This is a genomic window from Flavipsychrobacter stenotrophus, from assembly GCF_002954265.1.
GTDB classification, from domain to species: domain Bacteria; phylum Bacteroidota; class Bacteroidia; order Chitinophagales; family Chitinophagaceae; genus Flavipsychrobacter; species Flavipsychrobacter stenotrophus.
The window spans coordinates 253845-273834 of the sequence record NZ_PPSL01000004.1; the positions used below are offsets into that span (position 1 = coordinate 253845).

Here is a 19990-nt window from a genome sequence, read left to right on the forward strand (position 1 = left end):
TTGGGAGTGCAAAGATACGTAAGTATTTTACTCTGCCAAATTATTTCGGGAGAATCCTAAATATTTTTCATCGCCTCTATTATTCCCAGGAATTCATCGGCCTTAAGTGATGCTCCGCCTATCAAGCCACCATCTACATCGGGGCAGGCAAACAGCTCAGCAGCATTAGATGGCTTGCAGCTGCCACCATATAGTATAGGTACGTTGTTGGCTACATCTGCACCGTATTGTGCAGCAACTACGCTGCGTATATGTGCGTGTATCTCCTGTGCCTGTGCCGATGTGGCTGTGCGGCCTGTACCTATTGCCCATATTGGCTCGTAGGCTATAGTTATGTCCTTCATCTGCTCAGCAGAGAGGTGGAAGATGCCTTCCTTTATCTGCTGTTCAACATGCGCGTTCTGTGTGCCGGCATCGCGTACTTCAAGTGCTTCACCGCAGCAAAATAGTATGTGCAAACCATTGGCAAGAGCCTGGTTTACTTTCTTTGCCAGCATAGCATTGGTCTCATTAAAATACTCCCTGCGCTCAGAGTGGCCTATGATCACATAGCTCACGCCAGCATCTTTCAGCATAGCAGCAGATACTTCACCGGTATACGCGCCCGATGTTTCAGTAGAGCAGTTTTGTGCACCTGTGTGTATGTTGCTCTTGCCCGCAAGCTGTGCTGCAGTCTGTGCTATGTGCACGAACGAAGACGCAATTACCACATGTTTGTGAACTTCCAATGCAGGTAAACCGGCAAGAATGCCTTCTACAAGCTGCTTGCCTTCAGCAAGATTCAGGTTCATTTTCCAGTTGGCTGCTACTATTTTGTTACGCATAATTGAGTGTTTTATATAGTTAGTTTAAGTTTCTTTTTATTAAGTAAGGTGACATGGCATCCATGCAACAGTTGCAAGATAATTGTGCGATCCCACACTTTTTACTTTTCAGTTTTTACTTCTTATTTATTTTCAAACAGGTGCTTGTACATGGTCATTTCAGCATCGCTTAATTTGGTGCTACGGCGCGCCATCATGCGGTTGGCAGTATCCATGGCCTTGGTAAAGTCATAAATTACAATGCCCTCACTGCCGCCCCAGCTAAATGATGGTACAAACTTTTCAGGGAAATTGCCGCCATATATATTGCAAGACACGCCTACTACAGTACCCGTGTTGAACATTGTATTGATACCGCATTTAGAGTGGTCGCCCATCAGTAATCCGCAGAAGGTAAGCCCGGTTCTTATCAGCTTATTTTCCTGTTCACTCCATATCTTCACTTCATCATAATTGTTCTTCAGATTAGAGCAGTTGGTGTCTGCACCCAGGTTGCACCATTCGCCTATTACAGCATTACCTACAAACCCATCATGCCCCTTATTGCTGTTGGCAAAGAAGATCACATTGCTTACTTCTCCACCTACCTTACATCCAGGACCTATTGTAGTGGCGCTGTATACCTTTGTGCCCATTTTCAGGGTTGCATGGTCGCACAGGGTTATTGGTCCGCGGAGCATAGAGCCTTCCATTATTTCAGCATCCTTGCCTACATATACCGGGCCACCGGTAGCATTGATAATAACCCCTGCTGCTATTTTAGCTCCTTCTTCAATAAACAGATTCTCCTTTCCTGTTACTGTTACATACTCAGGTATAGGCTCGCTGGTGCGGCCATTGGTGAGTAGTTTGTAGTCTTCACGTATAGCACGGTCATTATGAGAGAAGATATCCCATACATTTTGCAGGCCAAAGCAATGGCCATCGAATTCTATGGAGGATAGGGTAGTGAGCGTAGAATAAAGATCTGCCAACGTGTTCATTGCTGCTGTGCGGGCAGCTACTACTATGGTCCCTATCACCAGCTTCTGACCTGATTGTAGTTTGTTGATAGCCTCGACCAATGAGCAGTTGCCTGCTATGCCACCATTTATATAGATGTTGTCATCCAAAATGGTACCGTTGTGCAATGGCTGCAGATAGGTAGCTGTAAGGGTGCCTGTTTTATCTTCCAGGTACTTTTCCCAACGCTCACGCATAGTAAGTATCCCGCAGCGGATATCTGCTACAGGGCGCGTATGTGTGAAGGGGAACAGCTTTTCTCTATCCTGATCAAAGAGTATATAATTCATATATAATTCGCTTGTTGCAATGTAGTTGGCAGTAACGATGAGCTCGCTGAGCTAACATTAAAAAATCCCGACAAAAGTCGGGATTTTTTGTGCTTTATGCAAGTAATGTATTGTATTACTATGATTATGCTTTCTTTGCGTAACGCTGTTTGAACTTTTCGATACGACCTGCTGTATCGATGAACATTGACTTACCGGTGTAGAAAGGATGCGAAGTATTAGATATTTCGACCTTGATTACAGGGTATTCGTTACCGTCTTCCCACATGATCGTTTCCTTGCTGTTAGCAGTAGAACGAGTTAAAAATGTTGTTTCGTTAGATGTATCCTTGAATACTACTAAACGGTAACCCTGAGGATGAATGCCTTTTTTCATTGTTGTTGTTTTTAAAACATGGGTTTTGCCATGTGTTGATTAAGAGGTGCAAAAGTAAGGGAAAAACCTATATCAACCAAACAAAATCTGATTTAGTTGGTTGCGCTGTGCTCAAAGAGCGAATTTCCTACAAAGATAGCGAACTCAAACCGCTTCAAGATTAGCCTTTATCGATCAACATCCGATACCTTCGGCATCGTTCCGCAATTTGTATGTGAATTTCTATAGACATCAGATACCTTCAGCATCATTACGGGGGTATTCTAATTCGCTACTTTACACTTTCTACCGCGCTAAGCACATGAGCTCCCGCAAACTCCACACACTTATCGGGGTTGGCGGTGGCGTGTTTGTATACGAGGTTGCGGATAAAGTCATTGTCTTGCAGGGGCTCCAGGTGGCTCTTTAAAATTTCAAGTGTTTCCATCTGTTGCTTTTTGTCGGAGAGGTAGCCCATGCCCACAAAATTGCCTTCCATTATCAGTATGCAGCTATGTTCATTTTCCTCAATGCCTTTATCTATGTAGGCAAAAGTGGGCAGCAGTTTACGCATCCACTCCATGGCTTCTTCTACGCGGGCATTGTATTCATCGGCATCGGCATGCATGCTGCACTCACAATCGGGAGAGATATTGCAGAGACGGTTACAGAGGTTGAATTCGCTGATCAGTTCGCGCAGGCGCATTTGCCCCTCTACTGCCGTATTAAATGTATAGAGCGGTTTGGCGGCCTGTCGGTTCTTTTCAATGGCCAGTCGCATAAACCCGTTGCGGTCTTCATAAGAGAAGAGTCCAAACTGCGGCAGGTAACCTCTCTGACTGCGGTTGTGTATGGGCCACAACCTGCGGATCTCGGTGCTTTCCAATATGTGTGCCATCAACTCGGTAGCGCATTGTTTGTAGCTGATACGGGCGGTTTCGCGCAGAAAATCCTGCTTCTGGCGGTTGACCTTATTATTGGAGAAGTGGCTTTTTACCCGCTTACGCAAGTTGATGGCCTTACCCACATAGATCACTTTACCCTCGGCATTGTAGAAATAGTAAACACCCGGTGTGCCCGGTAGCTGTGCTATCTGCTCTACAGGCAGGTGGGGTGGTATATAAGATTCGGCTGTGTTGCCTTTTAGTGCTGCAGCTATTGCGCCATTGGTATCTCGGGCAACTATCATAGCCAGCAGATCGGCAGTGGCCAGGGCATCGCCACCTGCGCGGTGGCGGGCACCATGGTGGATACCCAGTTGTTGGGTCAGTTTACCAAGGCTATAGCCGTTTAACCCCGGTATTACTTTACGCGCCAGGCGCACGGTGCAGAGCTTCTTTTCATCGATCTCATAACCTGCAGCATCGAGGTGGTATTTTACAAAAGAGTAATCGAAATTAACATTGTGGGCTACAAATATCTTGTCCTGCAGCAGTTCATACACCTGTCCGGCTATCTCTTCAAACGATGGCGCATTGGCTACCATGTTGTTATCTATACCAGTTAGCCGCTCTATAAAGTAGGGGATAGGCACATGCGGATTGACCAGGCTTTCATAAAAATTAAGCACTTTTTCACCATCGTGTATGACAATGGCGATCTCCGTAATGCCATTGGCTGCGGCAAAACTTCCTGTTGTTTCAATATCTACTACGGCATAAAGCATCTTCACTACAACTTGTGCTTAAAATTAAGGTTTATTAGTTGAATTCGGCAATTTGATAATTCGGTAATGTGGCAATCTGCCTACCGGCAGACAGGTTCGGCAATGAAGGGTTGTTATACATTTCAACTCTCGTGTTGCTTTACAACATATGTCTTTGCGCTGACTATTATCACAGTTTATCTTGTTGCCGTTCCCTAACTTTGCGCCCTGTTATACAAAGCCGGAAAATGAATATTAAGACTATTGCCGCAGGACTGCTCACCGTTGGTACTTTGTTTGCCCTCAATGCAACTGCACAAACCGCCGATCAACCGGCAAAAAAGAAGAAACATAGAACAGGTTCCATCTATTTCAGCTGGGGATACAACACTGAGTGGTATACCCGCAGCACGGTACATGTTACCCAGCGCGAGTTGCAGAACGATTATGACCTGGTGCAGGTAAAAGCGCACGACCACAAGGGCTGGAACGATAAGAGCATCTTTAAGCAACCCATAACCATTCCGCAGTACAACTACCGCCTGGGTTATTACTTTAACGATAAGCAAGATCTTGCTTTTGAGATCAACTTCGACCATACCAAGTATATTATTGCCAATAACCAGCAGATACGTGTAAAGGGTATAAGGAACAATGCACCGGTAGATCAAGATATCCTTTTCTCTGAGAACAACGGCTTTTACTACTTCCTTAACAATGGCGCCAACTTCCTGCTGTTCAACATTGTAAAGCGTTATGGACTGTATCATACCCCCAACCGCAGTATAGCTATAGACCTTACCGGTAAGGCGGGCATAGGCCCTGTGATACCGCACGTAGAGAACAAGCTGTTTGGTGCTACCAACGATATGGGCTTTCAGCTGGGTGGCTGGAACACCGGCTTGGAAACGGCGCTACGCGTAATGGTGATGAAGTATGGCTTCCTCGAATTTTCTCAGAAAGTAGATTATGCACGCTACAGCCATCTGAAGGTAGCCAGCGGTACCGCAAAGCAGAACTTTGGTACTTATGAGCTGATACTGAGTGCCGGTTTCATATTGCCGACTACAAAGCACAATCCTATGTTTGAAAAGAAGCATTTGGCGGATAACGCTGCAAAATAGTCAACAACGATATTTGTTTTATTTAAGGCACCCGGATCTTCGGGTGCTTTTTTATTGCGGGTAGTGGCTGAAAAAAAAGAGTGGCTTACGAGAGACGTAAGCCATTTGTTTTGATGGTGGTAAGACAAATAAGGGACGGATCATCTTACTATCAGCATGTGAAACTGATAAACCTATCTGAAAGCCAGATAAATTCGATACAATATTAGCGAAACGGAAGTGCATAAAGAACAGGTGATATAGCGGTTACGGTGGTAGGTGGCAGATGGTGAGCCGGTGACACCATCGGTTAATTATCTATATTTTTATTTGTTGTTGTTAAAGTGATGTGTAATCAACGGGTTATAAAAGTATAGTGCGTTGTAAGGTGCGTGCCTCACATGGGTTTGTATATGGTTTATATTTTTACTGGGTGGTTTTATTTAGATAACATTAACAATAACATAATGATGCAGTGGGCAATTCGATAATATGGCAATTTTGACAATTCGGCAATGGGATATTGAGGTTTTTTTGCTGATACCCGATTGAGAATTTAATTTTAATCGGGCATGGTTTGGTTGTAGTTGTTTGGTTTTCATGGTGTTGTGTTTTTGGGTGATGCCCGATTATGCCCGATATTCATTATAATCGGATGAGTTAGGGTTGCATATCCTACCTCTTGTTTACTTTCTTTACAACAGTCCCGCAATAAGCGGGATAAACTACAAGAAAGTAACAAAGAAAGCGCCGCCGCAAAAAATCGCCCTATCGCCACAAGGCTATGCGAGCTGCCGTTTTTTCGGTTAGCCAGGCTTCTTCTCATGTTGTTGTTGAAATGCCCGATGGTTTTGAGATTCTAATCGGGCATGGGGCGGTTGTAGTTGTTTGATTTTCATTGTGTTGTGGTTTTGGGTGATGCCCGATTGTGCCCGACCAGCGTGGCGGTTTCTTTGTCCAGTCGCATATTTTCTTTCTTTGTGCTGCCGCAAAGAAAGAAACAAAGAAAACGGCACTTTTGCGAATCGCTCCGCGCGCAAAAGGAGCTATGCTGCGTGTTGTTGTGGTTGGCCACACCGCTCTTCGCAAGCTCAGCCAACGCTGCCTGACCTTTGATTATTTTGTTGTAATTGTAGGTAATACCCGATGAAAATAAAATTGTAATCGGGCATGGTTTGATTGTAGTTGTTTGGTTTTCATGGTTTTGTGTTTTTGGGTGATGCCCGATTGTGCCCGATGTTTGTGTTGTGTCGGGTGGGTCTTTGCGAGCTTTTCGCGAAGCCCGCCTTAACGGCCGGCAGGCAATCTAGTATCGGGAAATGTTCGTTGTTTGATTCAGGAAAATACGGAAATTCAGGATTCCCAGCCGGTTGAGCTAAATCAGGAGTCTAGCTCAGTAGCTTAAAATGGTGGTTTTTTCGTGTTTCCGGCAGTTTTTTTTGGTGCGTTTCCATTGTATGTATTTGTGGGTAAGGTTTTTGGCGTTTCTTGAAAACCACCAGTTTCCGCAGTTTTCCGCAGTTTTTCTGCAGTTTTCCGCAGTTTTTTCCGCCAATTTCCGCCATTTTTTTAGGAGCCTCACCCCGACTCTCTCCAAAGGAGAGGGAGGTATTACCGTGGTAAACGAGTTACACATTTATACGATAATACCGGGTGTTGTTTGCAGTTTTCATGTTGATGGAGGTTTATGGTATGGGGTTATAAATCTCACAAAGGTGGGGCCGCTTTTTGATGTGCGCAAATTGAATTTACATGGTGGGACGGAAAGTGTACCATGATGGTACGAAAAGTGTACCATCATAAAAAAAAGTTGTGTGGATAACCCGGGCGCTAACATACCTCTTTACACCAAATAAATGAATCTATTTAGTATTTATATATTATATTTATACTCGTAAGATTAAAAGTTTAAAAGTTCCGATAAACTTATTCCTAACTCACTGCTTATCTTCCTTAGCAATAACACCGAAGGGTTTGTATTGCCCGCTTCAATCCTATTCATATTTGATTTATCTAAATCGCAGATATACCCTAAATCAACTTGCTTTATACCTTTCTCCTTACGTATTGTTTTAATACGCTGACCCAGTTGTTTTAAATAAATCTCATCTTCTTTTACCCGCTTATTCATTCCGAGCAAATTCAAAAAAATTACACTCAATAAGTTATCAATATTGACAACGTTTTTTTACATTAGCCGCAAATCATACAACATGAAAAAAATTGTTTGTCTTGCTGCTTTATTACTCCCTTTCCTCCTTTTCAAACGCTCAAATAGGTAGTACTTATCATAGCACATATTTTGACGGAACAACAGGCATACGGTTAGTTACTAACTACATGACTTTTACAAGCAATGCTATACCGCAACTAACTATTGAAGTGTGGCTAAAACGAGATACCGCTATTAGTAGTTACGGTGGTGGCCGTACGGAAACAATTGCTCAATTTCCTAAGTTCGGTGGCCCTGCACAAGATGTACTAAACATATCATTAATAGACGATAGTGTGGTTGCTACATACGGTCAAAACGTTAAGGTATCATGCTTATATCCTGCTGATACGGAATGGCATCACATAGCATTTGTAAGCGATACGGTTACACACATATTATCTTTCGTTCCGACAATATTTGATACGGCATTTCTTTATTTAGACGGTGTAAAAATGTCACATGGTGTAGGCAATAGAGCTCCTTTAATGGGTGCTGGAGCGGGCAGTACGATTAATATAGGGTATTCTCATTTTTCAAGTGGCTCTGACGGAAATTATTATAGCGGCAACCTAACAATGTTAGCGGTTTATGATACTGCTTTGTATGCTAATAATTTCACGCCTTCATGTGTATTTGATACGGTTAGATTTTTCAGGAATGACAGTTTATTAATGCCGTGTGACTATATGGCTCCGTTAAATGGTAATGATACGGGGTATTACAGTTTGAATCAGGTAAAGGTTAATAATGCGGTTGTTAGTGAATTAAGTTCTCCCTGTGATACGGTTGTAACAACTACGTCAATAGGTACTATTCAAAAGGACTTGATAAGCATATACCCTAATCCTGGTCACGGTACAATGTCTATTAGTAGTGATTTGCTGCTTGAAAAGATTGAGGTAATAAACTTGTTAGGGCAAACGGTATTGAGCGAGAAAACAACGGGAAATACTATGCAAATAGATTTATCAGCATTGCAAAATGGAATTTATTTGTTGCGAGTTAATGAGGGTATTATTTATAAAATCATAAAGGATTAAGGCATTTTCAAATCACAATATAAAATCAACAAAATGGCTACGTATCAATGTCAAAAATGCGGCACGAAATCAAGCAACATTTCAACAAGTATTAATTGCCCTAAAGGTGGCTCACACATTTGGAGCAACCTCGGAAGATTTATTAAACAAGTGTTTAACTGGTAAGGCAAAAGAAGTAGCGATTAATCGCTACTTCTTTATTTATAGTAAATACTTTGTGCTATAAAAAACAAAATGGATATATGATGTTATAATAGGCATGAAAAAGATTAAATGTTGGATACAGAAATTATTACTTTATTTGCTTAAAAAATTAAATATGCCGAAACCTTTTGCCGAATTTAAAAGGCGCAATATGCTTGACGTTTATCTTTTCATAGAAAAATCCTTGGTTTTTGGAGAGTTGGGATTTGAATTATACAACATACCTCATTTGTATGGTGAAAATATGACGTTCGTAACTGATAAAACAAACGATTATGGAACATTACAATACACAAATACAAAAACGGACGCTAAAGCATCAATTAACATAGACAAGGATTACAATGTATTTATTGAAGGTGTTGATAACGACACTAAAAATCGTATGGAACAATTCGTAACACAGTATTTACAGCAGGCAAAATTCCTACCTTAATAATTGCGGATAAGTATTTTTAATATTCTTTGTTTTGGTGTAAAATTCTCCTTATCTTTGGTTCATGTTTGAACTGAAACCTTTTAAGAGCATTTTAGACCTTCTCAAAGCATTTCCGACTGAACAAGTTTGTATTGCTCACCTTGAAACATTGCGCTGGAACGGCAATGTTATATCCCCGTTTGACCCTAATTCTAAAGTCTATAAGTGCGCTGGCATTAAATACAAATGCAAGAATACTGGCAAATATTTCAACGTCCTTACAGGTACTATATTTGAAAATACTAAAATCCCTTTGCAGACTTGGTTTCTCGCAATCTATCTTTTTACTACACACAAAAAAGGTATCAGTAGCTACATTATGGCTACTGAATTAAATATTACTCAAAAATCAAGTTGGTTCCTCTTATCCCGCATACGCTATGCAATGGAACACGAAAACTTTTTAAACAACTTTGACGGCACTATTGAAGTTGATGAAACCTATGTAGGTGGCAAAAATAAGAATAGGCATGACGATAAGAAGAAAGAATATTCACAAGGTGGAAAGCAAATGCAGCCTGTATTTGGTATGTTTAAAGAGGAAGTTTCAGAAGTAATTTACAGACCGAATAAAAAGAATAACGAATTAGCAGTTAGAGAGAAAGTTATTCATCAACATGCAGTAGTAAGGACGGAAGTGGTAGATAATGTTCAGAGTAAAACACTATTGCCTATGATCGCGGAGAAAGTAGAATTTGGTTCTACTATTGTTTCAGATGAGTATCATGTGTATAAGAATTTAAAGAACGCATACTATCACGAGGTTGTACAGCATAGATTGAAGAACTACGTAAATTGGGATGGATATACAACTAACAGGTTAGAGGGCTATTGGAATATCTTAAAGAAGACGTGGGGTACTACTTACATGGGTCGTGTAACAGTAAAGCATTTACATAGGTATTGCAGGGAAACGGAGTACAGATTTAATACAAGGCATTTAAACACTTCGGACACATTTAATCTGTTGTTGACAGGTTGCGAAAAGCGTTTAAGATACGTAGATTTGAAAAACAACAAATAACTCATAAACTTTTATTGCTTTCACGATATGAATAGAGGTCGCTTTCAAGCACAAGCAAAAAATATGCCTGTAAAATCTTCGGTTTGGACAACGGTAGATACAATATATAAACAGACAGGGCATAATCACATTGATAATGTTGTAGGGTCATTAACAAGAGGGGAATATGAGGAACGAAATTTAGCGATTCAGCAAGCAAGAGAGTTTGTTGATAATGCACCTGCAGAAGGCGTATTTTCTTTTATAAAGAAATCGTTTAGAAATTCTCCGCAACATCGCTCGGTACGCTTTGATGTAGATATTCTTGAAGGAGCTGCATTTGTAACATTAATAGAAGAGGAATAAGAACATGGACGATCGTAAAATATTATATAAAGACTTTTTAAACAACAAGGATGTCTATAACCTGAATGTAGGTTATTGGAGAAGGAAACTTGAAAAGTCTTTGGAGGAGAAAATCTCTTTTGATAATAAAAATCAAATAATTACTAACAAGAATAAACACGGCAAAAATTTCTATGATGGTAATCCTATTTTCAGTTATATAAATATTACTAAAGGAAAGGCAATCCGAATCATTCAAGAAAATCCTGATGATATACAACACTATTCAGACATTAAATTAATTGAAGGATGGTTTGATAATATACTCTTAGACATTGAAGTTTTAGAGTTGGTTATCTCTCTCTATATGACACAAGATACGGTTCAAAAGTGTATAAATATGGTGGGTGCGTGGTTAGCAGGAGACCTGAATGATAATAACATTGACAGGTATATTGAATAGAAATTAGAGTATAACTAAACAACTTGTAAGCAGCTTCATGCTATAATAAGGCATGAGGAGATTATTATTTAGAGTTCTTTTATTTTTTAAACTTATAAAGGTGAGATACAGTTTATTTAGAAATAATAATGGTGAGTGGACATACTTTACTTACACAGAAATTAACAGAAATATTGGTATCGGTGATGCTGTAAACGTAATATTTGAAGGTGAGGAACGACAGTATATTGTGGCATTTAGATTGCGGTTATCTAATAATGATAGTCCGCTACTTCTTGTGGAAGAAAATATAAATGTTGCACCCCGAATAGTTGAAGATAATGCAGTGGATGTGGGTAAAATTAGTTTTGCAGTAAAAGTTAGAAATTGGTTTAATAATCTATCGTCAAAAAAGAAATAATGCACAACATAAAGCGAAATAAAAAGGTATTTGATTATCTGGTACAACAAGTAAAAAGATTGAACTGGAATATGGACATAACAGACATATTCAGTCAATTTATTTTTTCAAATTTATCTGTTACTGATAGTAAGGAAGTTTTAAATTTAGTCGGAGACGGTATTAATTCAACTGTATTAGATAATGATACTTTACTTATAGAGGTTGTAAAAATGATTGGTCTAATGGAAGTATGTGCAACGGAAGATGAATTAAGGCTGCTATTGAAAAGACGTAATGAGATAAAGTACGGCAGTGATTTAACGGACTTTGATAAAATATTAAAGGCTATAATGACAGTGCCGAATAAGGAATGATAGGTAAATCTGAGAAGTTATGCACTTTTTACGCACATTTTATTATTATTGGAATAAAATATGTTATGGATGCGTAATTTTGAGAAAATAATATATTATGTCATTATCATTTAGAGGAGGTGTACTCATTCAACACGATGCAGATAACTATCTGGCAGTAGGTTACGATTACTTAGAAGAATACAATCATTTTGTAATAGAATATTCGTTGCATAATAAGAAGTTTTTTCAGCAGGAAGTAGAATATAACTATTTATGCATAAAGAAACAAGCAAACGGTGAATGGAAAATCGGTTCTGTAATTAATGATTGTTTCTACAAAACAAATGTAGAAAGTCTAAAGGAATTAGAAAAGTATATTGTTTTAGAACATTGTCGTTTTGGACGAGTTAATGCTGGTAATAAAGCAATGTTTCACAACTATATGAAAGATTTCAGGAAAATAGCATAATAGCTTTCTGAAAAGGTATTTTTGAAATAATACAACTTTCTATTTATCGTATATATAATAATTAAAATATTTTATATATGGTAAATGACATCTGCTTTATTGCAACAATTAATGCCTTAATTCAACAAGGGTTTGAATTATCAAATGATAATGTACTGAATAAGTACAATGAAATAAAAGAGGCTTATAACACACTTCTTAAGAAAAAAAGTGGTGGTCGCCCGAACACTAAAAAGGTTCAGAAAGGGATTTAAAAAAATGCACCATTGATATCAATGGTGCATTTTTTTGGTGTAAAGTGGTATGTTAGTGCCATAACCCGGGTTATGTGGTTAGTTTTGTGACGGGTATGTATGGTGTTTTTAGTGTTTTGAAAAAATGTGTGGGAGGGGATGAAAATGGGGTGTCATGCAAGGGTTTATATGGCAATCTGAAGATGGGAGACTTCTACAGTATAGCAGGGAAGACAGCGAAAAACAAAGAACTAAATAAACTTGAATGCTAGGGATGATGTTACAAGGTTATTGCATTTTTCTGTAATTGTATAATCACATTTTGCTGTTGTGGTTACCCAAAGATGGTCTAATAAATACCCTATGAACCTATTTGGATTGTATATGTGACAACAGATTTTACTGCCATTCTCTAGCTCAATTACCGCGCCTTTTGTTCCTGTAGAGGGTGTATTCCATGATTCAATGGTTGAAAGGTTGTAGATAAGGCAAGATAACAAGTGCCTGATCTTGTATTCATACATAGGGTGGCCATATGAAAGATCATATCTCAATGGATTGGTAGTTGTCAAAATATTTAGTGCATCTAGAAGACGCAATTCATTATTGGCATCATGCACACAGAGTAGAAGTGCTGATAAGATCTGTGGCAAATAGGTGTCTATAATGCTTAAGTTTATTTGACTGGCTTCTGATTCGATTTTCAAAAATGAAAAGTCCGCAATGCTATCCACATGTTTTTCAAAAATGAAGTTTGTTGGTGGTAATATAAAACCATTAATAAAGTTGATGTATTCTGATGGTATTGTTGAAGATGATACTTCATGGATTCCTCTATCGTCAAAGAGCAAATGTTCGGTGTTAGTGCTCATTACTAATTTGCTTTAGAAAGTCGCTAATGTCACCTTGTGTTGGTTGCTCTTCAGTTTCTTCAATGCCAGAATACTCGTGGTAATCATGGTCAATCTCGTTGTCCCATTTATCAAAATGGAGATCAGGAAGATTCCATTTTTTAGCATAAAACCATTCGCCTTCGATTAGCGAGGCGATAATAGCTGTCCCGATTTTATGCAGCGGTAATAGAGAAGTATTTTCAAAAACGACCTTTCCGTAGCGTTTGTAGTTAGCACCGTCACGGTAGAGGTAGCATAGCTTGATGTTCATATAGTAAATGTACCAAGTGATGATTGTGGCACATTTGCTTATAAGTCACGTTACGACGATTTGTAAACCTTAACATTTCAGAGGAGTAATGACACTCATAGTCCGTTGACTTAAATGCCACATAGGACTACCTTGTCTGCCCATGGACATCAAACTTAAGGTCGGTCAAAGAATTAAAGAATTGCGGCTTCAGCTTGGCTTATCGCAAGAAGCCTTAGCTAATAAAGCCGATGTTGACAGGACTTATATGACAGATGTCGAGAATGGTCGGAGGAATATTTCTGTAGAAGTTTTGGAAAGGATAATAATGGCTCTTGAAATTTCATATGCTGATTTCTTTAACGCTAAAGAATTTATGAAATGAGTCAAGCATACTATGGCGACAACATTAAGAATTTGTTGTTGACTGAAACAAATTCTATAAAAGGTTTATTGCATACAGGTGCTACCGAACACCCTCAAATGTGGACAATCCAGTCAACTTCTTGGGAGAGTTCTATAGATATTCTTAAAAAACAGCTTTCAGTTGTTTGTTCGCAGAATAGAGAAGCAGAAAATTGGGCTATATTTTTAGAATATGAAGTACCTCGTCTTTTGTCGCGAATTGATGCTGTGATTATAGCTCGGGATTTGATTTTTGTTATTGAATTTAAATATGATAGAAAGACGTATGAACTAGCTGATGTTAGACAAGTCGAGGATTATTCGCTCGATCTAAAAGATTTTCATCTTCAAAGTAGAAATAGAATAATTGTTCCAATCTTATTATGTCCATTAGCAAAAGGCGTTAGTCAAAAGTTGAAGAAAGACGTTGATAATCTTGTACAGCCCGTAGTTAAGGCCAACGCACAAAATTTAGCTGAGTTAATTATTTCATCCTTTAATGCAAATATTGATTCTGGTACTGTCGCTATAAACGCAAATGAATGGGGAAATAGTGTTTATAGCCCAACACCTACAATTATTCAGGCAGCACAGGCTTTATTTGCAGGACAAAAAGTTGAGGCAATTACCAACAGGGGGGCTGAGAATTTGTCCTACACGACTGACTACATAGTTGAAGTAATTAAGGCTGCGCAAATTAATAAAAACAAGATTGTATGTTTTGTAACTGGCGTGCCAGGAGCAGGAAAGACTCTTGTCGGATTAAATGTAATTCACAAAGAAGAATTCATTGAAAGCAACAAGGCAAATGCCGCATATTTTTCTGGTAACGGTCCTCTAGTGAGTGTATTGAGAGAAGCTCTGACGAGAGATGAACTTGAAAGAGAATCTGTGAAATTTAAGAACAAATTAATTGCCGCTAAACCATCTAAATCCGTAACAGAAACGAAAGTTGGATCAAAGATTCAAAATTTGCACCAATTTATTAAAGCCTGTTCAAAAAATGCATTACCTCCTGATGAGCACATAGTAGTATTTGACGAAGCACAACGTTGTTGGAATGCTGAAAATGTCTTTAGACAAGCCAGAAGAAGTAGAGTAGATGAAGATAGGAAAAATGCTGTACAAATATCAGAGGCTGAAACTATTTTTGAAATAATGGATCGCCATAGCGACTGGTCTGTTATAATTGCTTTGGTCGGGAATGGGCAGGAAATTAATACTGGAGAAGCTGGAATTGGCGAGTGGGGGGACGTATTGAAAAATAAATATACTCATTGGCATGTCCATATTTCTCCCGAATTGCTTTCTGGAAAGTCTCTAAATGCTATCAATAAATTATTTGATACAGCTCCCGATAATTTGAAAATTATAGAAAGTAACTGTTTGCACCTTTCTGTTAGCCAAAGATCATTTAAGGCAAATAATTTGAATGATTGGGTGAATGCAGTTTTAGATAATAATCCTGTTTATGCAAAAGAACTATATTCGTCTATAAATGAAAATTATCCAATCGCCATCACTCGGGATTTGGATAAAGCAAAGGCATGGTTGAAAGGCAAAAAACAAGGAAATAAGAGAACTGGGCTAGTTGCAAGTTCTGGTGCCATGCGATTACGTTCTTACGGTATTAATACGAGAGAGGAAATCGATGTGCCTTATTGGTTTCTAAATGACGAAGGTGACGTGAGATCGTCTTATTATCTCGAAGTTATTGCCACCGAATACAAAATCCAAGGTTTAGAGATTGACTGGATTGGCGTTTGTTGGGATGGCGACTTAAGACGAGATGGAGATAGGTGGGATTATAGAAAATTCAAAGGTACAAATTGGGAAAATGTACATGAGCAGAGTGATCGACAGTTTTTGTTGAATAAGTATCGTGTTTTGCTGACCAGAGCGCGAGAGGGGATGGTGATATGGATACCTCTTGGCGTTGATGATGATGTTACAAGATTGCCCACGATTTACAACCCGATTTTTGCATATTTTAAGAGTTGCGGTGTGGAAGAAATCTAATCTTCCATTGCTATAAACATAAAGCCACATTTTTGATTGTTGCAAGTATTTATCTGGTATTCTCCGTGCTCATCATTAAAGTCATCCCATTCTGTTCGCCAGCTACACATAGGGCACATCATTGGTTGATCGTGGAAAAGGTATATTGGGAGGTCTGGCATTGAGCAAAGGTATTGGGTTGTTATGCTTTTGCATTGGCTTATTAGTCACGTTGTGGTTGGGCATTTCAAAGCGAGTACGTCCGGATGTGAGATTGCTTCGTTCCTCGCAAAGACCGACCTGGCGTAGATTTTTGCAATCAATAATGTGCATGGAGATAACGACGCACAAGCATTTCGGGCTTAGTGTCCTTACTCTTTATTCGGCTCATGTTGTAGCTAAGTGTTGCTTTGCTGTGTACGTCGGCCATTGTTTAAGTTGGCAGTTGGTATTTGCAAGGTAGAGAGAAAAACGATGCCAGGTGGGGTTCGCGGGTTCGCGTGAGGGATAGTAGCGAATACCCCGCAGCGTAGCGAGGAGTAGCAGCGCCCTTCGACCGTGCTCAGGATGACAATAAACCAGACCCGTAGGGGTACGCTCAAATTTTCGATCATATTAACCTCGGCAAACTTTTTGTGGTAGTTTTATCAAAACCATTCAGATGAAAAAATTGATTTGCTCTTTGTTGTGCCTGTGTGCTGTTGCTTATGCTCATGCCCAACTGTCTTTTGGCCCCGAGGCGGGCTTGCAGTACACCAATTATACGGGTAATACCAATGGTTATAACGATGATGGTAAGGGTAGGATGGGTTTCAGGATAGGTGGGGTGGTGGAACAGCCGCTGAGCCAGCATTTTTATTTTCAGCCGGGGCTGCTGTATGTAAGGAATGGCTATAAGCTCGACTATGGAGCGACCACTTTTATTGGTAAGATAAGTACCCTGCAACTACCCGTAAATATTATGTTTAAGGCCGGGAAGCCCGGCGGGGAGCGGTTTTTTGCAGGGGTAGGTCCGTATGTGGCGTTCAACCTGGCCGGCACCATCAAGCGCACTTTATATGGTAACAGTGAGACTCAAAAGTTCAGGATAGGTGATGATACTTATAACGATGATATAAAGAGAACGGATATAGGCATAGGGGTAAATGTGGGCTACCAGCTTGTCAATGGCCTTTTTATCCGCGGCCACTATCAGCGGGGTTTTGTCAATCTTATTCCCGGTGGCAATGAAGCTAATTCCATGTTCAGTACTAATGCAGGTGTGTCGGTAGGGTATTTGTTTGAGGGGAAGGGAAAGGTAGGGAAGAAGTAGGTGGTGGAGACGCTGTCGTCGTGAGTCCTTATCGAATGGGGCGTCTACATAATAGCCTGTGTTTACCATGCTGAAGGCTGTCAAACTGCATAATTATCCATTTGCTTATTTTCTTTCTTTGTGCTGCCGTCCCGCAATAAGCGGGATAAACTCCGAAAGAAACAAACCTGCCTGCCGGCAGGCAGGGAAAACGGCACTTTTGCGAACTGCTCCGCACGCAAAAGTAGCTCAGCTGCGTGCTATTGTGGTTGGCTATGCCGCTCTTCGCAAGCTCAGCCAACGCTTCTCATTGAGTATTTCAAAGAGCTACACAACGAATACGTCCGCTTGAGGTTAATCACCTCCCCGCCGAAGAGGTGGGTACTCCTCTTTCAAAAAGAGGAGCGTGTGTTATGTGCACTACAAAACGAATACGTCCCGATGAGCCGGTCAGAAACCGGCAACCGCGCGAGCGTAGAAAGATTCTACACGGAGCATAGAGGAGGCGTCTCCACAATGGGTGAGGTATAAAACGAATACGTCCCGATACTAAATTGCTTCGTTCCTCGCAATGACCTTCCGCTTTTTTTGTTATCTGAATATCTGGAATTGAGCTATTGAGCCATTATTTTGGCAGTACATCATAATCTCTGAGGATGTCTTTCATGATGTCTTTGCGGGTTTGCATCCAATCTTTAGAGGTGTCGGAAGAAGGCATGTCGAAGTTCTGGGCGAAGAAGTAAGGGTAGTTGCGGAAGTCACTTTTGTTCATTGAGCCTTCAAGTTCCTTTACCTTCACTATCTTTTCTACAAAGCCTACTATCCAGTAGGTGGTCTTGCCATTCACTTCGCCGGTGCCGGTTTTGTAGTAGAGGTTGTAGGCAGGGGTAGCTTCCTGCAGCATCATTGTCTTTACAATACGTTGTGTACGTTCAGACATAGGCAGCTCAGCAAAGTACATTCTTTTCAGCAGTCCCATTTCTTCGTCGGCAGAGATCTTCAAGGTATTGTTGAGCCAGAAGTTGTCGATTTGGCCACCCATCTGCATGTTGCCATACTTCATGGTGTCGAGGAAGTGCTGCATACGCTTAGGGCCTACGCGGCGGGCTATTTCCTGGTAGTAGGGTACACAGCTTACCTTAAAGGCTTCGCGCATGTTCATATCCTTATCCCACTCGGGGCGGCGCACCACGCTATCCCACTTGATGACCAGCTGGTCATCTGCAGCTACAGCGGTCTCCAGGGCTACCATAGAGTTGAAAATCTTGAAGGTAGAAGCAGGTAGGAAACGCTCCAGGCATCGTGCCCTGTTGTAATAATGAACGCTCTCGTGGTTGTTATCGCGGAGTATAAAGCAGGCATTTTTAATACCCTTATTTTCAAAATATTTGCCCCAGTCTTTATGTTCTGTAATACGAACATCTTTGCAGGAAGAAATGAAAATGGCTATAAGACAAAATGATAAAACACTGATACGCATGTAAATACTGATTGAGCCGCAAAGGTAAAGAAAGAAGGCGGGTGTTTTTATTTTTTTCAATGCAGGTATATAGGTTTCAGCAATAGCCATGGTTTGACTGTGTGTAAATTGGTTTATATTTAATTGTTTAAATCTCCTTTAGTTACTCTGGTTATGGTGCGTTTGATTCTTATAATTACATTTTTTCTCTTTTTGCCTCGTATATACGCACAGCACTATACCAACCTTGCGCTGAAGGGAGGTGGTATAAGGGGTATTGCTTATATAGGTGCAGTAAAAGTTCTGGAAGAGAAAGGTATGCTTAAGGATATAGAAAAGATAGGTGGAACATCTATTGGCGCAGTGGTAGGGGTGATGATGTGCACGGGTATGACTACGGCACAGATGGAACAAAAAATGCTGGATATTGATATCTCATCGTTCAATGACGGGGAGTGGTTTTTTATAGGCGGGCAAAGGCGGTTACGTAAGCACTTTGGCTGGTATAAGGGGAAAGAGTTTGAGCGATGGGTGGGCGATATCATAAAGCAACAGACAGGGAATGAGGCAATAACATTTATGCAGCTGCATGTGCTTGCCCAGAACAACAGGAAGTACAAGGATCCATATATCACCGCAACCAATCTTACTTTACAACGGCTGGAAATATTTAGCTGGGAAACAAGCCCTAATATGCCTGTGCAGCTGGCGGTGAGGGCTAGCGTGTCTATACCTCTTTATTATGGTGCTGTTTGCATAGATAGTGCGGGGAGGTTAGTTGATGAAACTTCAGATGGTGGGCACTATAATGTTTATGTGGACGGTGGGCTGCTGGCCAATTATCCCGTAAGCATATTTAATACCGAGCAGGAAAATGCTGCAGGTATCATTAATGAACATACGCTAGGCCTTAAACTGGAACGGCCTGAACAGATAGTTTACCAGGAAAGCAATAAGGGAATTGCACCATATAATATCTATACATTCAGTAACTACATGGCGGCATTGTATAATGTTACTATGGAGCAATTGAACAAAAGGTTGTCATATGCTGAAGAACGAAAGCATACTGTTTACATAAGTACAGGGAACATCAGCCCGAGGGTGAGACATATAACTGACCTGCAAAAGAAAATACTCTTTGATAATGGATTGAATGCTGCCAAAGAGTTTTTAGTAAATACCCATTAGCGAAATATTTCTTAAACCCAGCTGCATAAACAGACATGCGATACCTTCGGCATCGTTCCACTAATTGCTAATTGATTTCTATAGACATGTTGCCTG

23 protein-coding genes are annotated in these 19990 nt (G+C 40.2%); 14 read left to right on the top strand and 9 right to left on the bottom strand.

Annotation, left to right across the window (positions count from 1 at the left end; translation table 11 throughout):
• Positions 1-56 precede the first annotated feature (56 nt).
• The 4 genes from tpiA to CJD36_RS15525 form a co-directional block, all read right to left on the bottom strand.
• Positions 57-824 (bottom strand): triose-phosphate isomerase, encoded by a 768-nt coding sequence (gene tpiA / locus CJD36_RS15510; RefSeq protein ID WP_105040110.1) that lies wholly within the window; start codon positions 822-824, stop codon positions 57-59.
• A gap of 122 nt (positions 825-946) precedes the next feature.
• Positions 947-2116, bottom strand: a complete 1170-nt coding sequence (locus CJD36_RS15515; RefSeq protein ID WP_105040111.1) for a GlmU family protein — start codon at positions 2114-2116, stop codon at positions 947-949.
• 124 nt (positions 2117-2240) lie between these two features.
• The gene (locus CJD36_RS15520) at positions 2241-2492 is read right to left on the bottom strand and encodes a type B 50S ribosomal protein L31 (RefSeq protein ID WP_105040112.1); all 252 of its coding nucleotides are present in this window, start codon (positions 2490-2492) and stop codon (positions 2241-2243) included.
• 271 nt (positions 2493-2763) lie between these two features.
• Positions 2764-4137 carry an exonuclease domain-containing protein gene (locus CJD36_RS15525; protein WP_105040113.1) on the bottom strand — a complete coding sequence of 458 codons (1374 nt, stop codon included), beginning with the start codon at positions 4135-4137 and terminating at the stop codon, positions 2764-2766.
• A gap of 227 nt (positions 4138-4364) precedes the next feature.
• On the opposite strand from CJD36_RS15525, the gene CJD36_RS15530 reads away from it, so the two are divergent.
• A complete protein-coding gene (locus CJD36_RS15530; RefSeq protein WP_105040114.1) occupies positions 4365-5240 on the top strand; it encodes a hypothetical protein in 876 nt (291 codons plus the stop codon).
• 1879 nt (positions 5241-7119) lie between these two features.
• Here the strand turns inward: CJD36_RS15530 and CJD36_RS15545 are convergent.
• On the bottom strand, positions 7120-7350 hold the full coding sequence (locus CJD36_RS15545) for a helix-turn-helix domain-containing protein (protein ID WP_105040117.1): 231 nt from the start codon (positions 7348-7350) through the stop codon (positions 7120-7122).
• Between the two features lie 209 nt (positions 7351-7559).
• Between CJD36_RS15545 and CJD36_RS15550 the strand changes: the two genes are divergently transcribed.
• The 9 genes from CJD36_RS15550 (at position 7560) to CJD36_RS23280 (ending at position 12428) form a co-directional block, all read left to right on the top strand.
• A complete protein-coding gene (locus CJD36_RS15550; protein WP_105040118.1) occupies positions 7560-8474 on the top strand; it encodes a T9SS type A sorting domain-containing protein in 915 nt (304 codons plus the stop codon).
• A gap of 319 nt (positions 8475-8793) precedes the next feature.
• A complete protein-coding gene (locus tag CJD36_RS15555; protein ID WP_105040119.1) occupies positions 8794-9114 on the top strand; it encodes a hypothetical protein in 321 nt (106 codons plus the stop codon).
• 64 nt (positions 9115-9178) lie between these two features.
• Entirely contained in the window at positions 9179-10180 is a 1002-nt protein-coding gene (locus tag CJD36_RS15560) for an IS1595 family transposase (protein ID WP_105040120.1), read from the top strand.
• 27 nt (positions 10181-10207) lie between these two features.
• Entirely contained in the window at positions 10208-10525 is a 318-nt protein-coding gene (locus tag CJD36_RS15565) for a hypothetical protein (protein ID WP_105040121.1), read from the top strand.
• 4 nt (positions 10526-10529) lie between these two features.
• The gene (locus CJD36_RS15570; RefSeq protein WP_105040122.1) at positions 10530-10967 is read left to right on the top strand and encodes a hypothetical protein; all 438 of its coding nucleotides are present in this window, start codon (positions 10530-10532) and stop codon (positions 10965-10967) included.
• Positions 10968-11067: 100 nt separating this feature from the next.
• Positions 11068-11367: a hypothetical protein gene (locus tag CJD36_RS15575; protein ID WP_133162660.1), complete on the top strand. Its 300-nt coding sequence runs from the start codon at positions 11068-11070 to the stop codon at positions 11365-11367.
• On the top strand, positions 11367-11723 hold the full coding sequence (locus tag CJD36_RS15580; protein ID WP_105040124.1) for a hypothetical protein: 357 nt from the start codon (positions 11367-11369) through the stop codon (positions 11721-11723). Before CJD36_RS15575 ends, CJD36_RS15580 begins: the two co-directional genes overlap by 1 nt.
• A 97-nt stretch (positions 11724-11820) precedes the next feature.
• The gene (locus CJD36_RS15585; RefSeq protein ID WP_105040125.1) at positions 11821-12174 is read left to right on the top strand and encodes a hypothetical protein; all 354 of its coding nucleotides are present in this window, start codon (positions 11821-11823) and stop codon (positions 12172-12174) included.
• 77 nt (positions 12175-12251) lie between these two features.
• Entirely contained in the window at positions 12252-12428 is a 177-nt protein-coding gene (locus CJD36_RS23280; RefSeq protein ID WP_161499333.1) for a hypothetical protein, read from the top strand.
• Positions 12429-12658: 230 nt separating this feature from the next.
• On the opposite strand, the gene CJD36_RS15590 is transcribed toward CJD36_RS23280, so the two are convergent.
• Positions 12659-13279, bottom strand: a complete 621-nt coding sequence (locus tag CJD36_RS15590; protein ID WP_105040126.1) for an HpaII family restriction endonuclease — start codon at positions 13277-13279, stop codon at positions 12659-12661.
• On the bottom strand, positions 13269-13571 hold the full coding sequence (locus tag CJD36_RS15595; RefSeq protein WP_105040127.1) for a hypothetical protein: 303 nt from the start codon (positions 13569-13571) through the stop codon (positions 13269-13271). Before CJD36_RS15595 ends, CJD36_RS15590 begins: the two co-directional genes overlap by 11 nt.
• 142 nt (positions 13572-13713) lie before the next feature.
• On the opposite strand from CJD36_RS15595, the gene CJD36_RS15600 reads away from it, so the two are divergent.
• Both CJD36_RS15600 and CJD36_RS15605 read left to right on the top strand, forming a co-directional pair.
• Positions 13714-13935: a helix-turn-helix domain-containing protein gene (locus tag CJD36_RS15600; protein WP_105040128.1), complete on the top strand. Its 222-nt coding sequence runs from the start codon at positions 13714-13716 to the stop codon at positions 13933-13935.
• A complete protein-coding gene (locus tag CJD36_RS15605) occupies positions 13932-15974 on the top strand; it encodes a DNA/RNA helicase domain-containing protein (protein WP_105040129.1) in 2043 nt (680 codons plus the stop codon). The genes CJD36_RS15600 and CJD36_RS15605 overlap by 4 nt, the downstream gene beginning before the upstream one ends.
• Before the next feature lie 298 nt (positions 15975-16272).
• Here the strand turns inward: CJD36_RS15605 and CJD36_RS23845 are convergent, their stop codons facing one another.
• Positions 16273-16383 carry a hypothetical protein gene (locus CJD36_RS23845; RefSeq protein ID WP_105040130.1) on the bottom strand — a complete coding sequence of 37 codons (111 nt, stop codon included), beginning with the start codon at positions 16381-16383 and terminating at the stop codon, positions 16273-16275.
• 231 nt (positions 16384-16614) lie between these two features.
• On the opposite strand from CJD36_RS23845, the gene CJD36_RS15615 reads away from it, so the two are divergent.
• Positions 16615-17265, top strand: a complete 651-nt coding sequence (locus CJD36_RS15615; RefSeq protein WP_105040131.1) for a porin family protein — start codon at positions 16615-16617, stop codon at positions 17263-17265.
• Positions 17266-17869: 604 nt separating this feature from the next.
• Here the strand turns inward: CJD36_RS15615 and CJD36_RS15620 are convergent.
• Positions 17870-18814: a penicillin-binding transpeptidase domain-containing protein gene (locus CJD36_RS15620; RefSeq protein ID WP_105040132.1), complete on the bottom strand. Its 945-nt coding sequence runs from the start codon at positions 18812-18814 to the stop codon at positions 17870-17872.
• Between the two features lie 102 nt (positions 18815-18916).
• On the opposite strand from CJD36_RS15620, the gene CJD36_RS15625 reads away from it, so the two are divergent.
• The gene (locus CJD36_RS15625) at positions 18917-19894 is read left to right on the top strand and encodes a patatin-like phospholipase family protein (RefSeq protein WP_161499334.1); all 978 of its coding nucleotides are present in this window, start codon (positions 18917-18919) and stop codon (positions 19892-19894) included.
• The last annotated feature ends 96 nt before the right edge of the window (positions 19895-19990 follow it).

Excerpts from the sequence above, each read along its gene's own strand:
- tpiA (WP_105040110.1), bottom strand. The coding sequence starts at position 824 with ATGCGTAACAAAATAGTAGCAGCCAACTGGAAAATGAACCTGAATCTT.
- CJD36_RS15515 (WP_105040111.1), bottom strand. The coding sequence starts at position 2,116 with ATGAATTATATACTCTTTGATCAGGATAGAGAAAAGCTGTTCCCCTTC.
- CJD36_RS15520 (WP_105040112.1), bottom strand. The coding sequence starts at position 2,492 with ATGAAAAAAGGCATTCATCCTCAGGGTTACCGTTTAGTAGTATTCAAG.
- CJD36_RS15525 (WP_105040113.1), bottom strand. The coding sequence starts at position 4,137 with ATGCTTTATGCCGTAGTAGATATTGAAACAACAGGAAGTTTTGCCGCA.
- CJD36_RS15530 (WP_105040114.1), top strand. The coding sequence starts at position 4,365 with ATGAATATTAAGACTATTGCCGCAGGACTGCTCACCGTTGGTACTTTG.
- CJD36_RS15545 (WP_105040117.1), bottom strand. The coding sequence starts at position 7,350 with ATGAATAAGCGGGTAAAAGAAGATGAGATTTATTTAAAACAACTGGGT.
- CJD36_RS15550 (WP_105040118.1), top strand. The coding sequence starts at position 7,560 with ATGACTTTTACAAGCAATGCTATACCGCAACTAACTATTGAAGTGTGG.
- CJD36_RS15555 (WP_105040119.1), top strand. The coding sequence starts at position 8,794 with ATGCCGAAACCTTTTGCCGAATTTAAAAGGCGCAATATGCTTGACGTT.
- CJD36_RS15560 (WP_105040120.1), top strand. The coding sequence starts at position 9,179 with ATGTTTGAACTGAAACCTTTTAAGAGCATTTTAGACCTTCTCAAAGCA.
- CJD36_RS15565 (WP_105040121.1), top strand. The coding sequence starts at position 10,208 with ATGAATAGAGGTCGCTTTCAAGCACAAGCAAAAAATATGCCTGTAAAA.
- CJD36_RS15570 (WP_105040122.1), top strand. The coding sequence starts at position 10,530 with ATGGACGATCGTAAAATATTATATAAAGACTTTTTAAACAACAAGGAT.
- CJD36_RS15580 (WP_105040124.1), top strand. The coding sequence starts at position 11,367 with ATGCACAACATAAAGCGAAATAAAAAGGTATTTGATTATCTGGTACAA.
- CJD36_RS15585 (WP_105040125.1), top strand. The coding sequence starts at position 11,821 with ATGTCATTATCATTTAGAGGAGGTGTACTCATTCAACACGATGCAGAT.
- CJD36_RS23280 (WP_161499333.1), top strand. The coding sequence starts at position 12,252 with ATGGTAAATGACATCTGCTTTATTGCAACAATTAATGCCTTAATTCAA.
- CJD36_RS15590 (WP_105040126.1), bottom strand. The coding sequence starts at position 13,279 with ATGAGCACTAACACCGAACATTTGCTCTTTGACGATAGAGGAATCCAT.
- CJD36_RS15595 (WP_105040127.1), bottom strand. The coding sequence starts at position 13,571 with ATGAACATCAAGCTATGCTACCTCTACCGTGACGGTGCTAACTACAAA.
- CJD36_RS15600 (WP_105040128.1), top strand. The coding sequence starts at position 13,714 with ATGGACATCAAACTTAAGGTCGGTCAAAGAATTAAAGAATTGCGGCTT.
- CJD36_RS15605 (WP_105040129.1), top strand. The coding sequence starts at position 13,932 with ATGAGTCAAGCATACTATGGCGACAACATTAAGAATTTGTTGTTGACT.
- CJD36_RS23845 (WP_105040130.1), bottom strand. The coding sequence starts at position 16,383 with ATGGCCGACGTACACAGCAAAGCAACACTTAGCTACAACATGAGCCGA.
- CJD36_RS15615 (WP_105040131.1), top strand. The coding sequence starts at position 16,615 with ATGAAAAAATTGATTTGCTCTTTGTTGTGCCTGTGTGCTGTTGCTTAT.
- CJD36_RS15620 (WP_105040132.1), bottom strand. The coding sequence starts at position 18,814 with ATGGCTATTGCTGAAACCTATATACCTGCATTGAAAAAAATAAAAACA.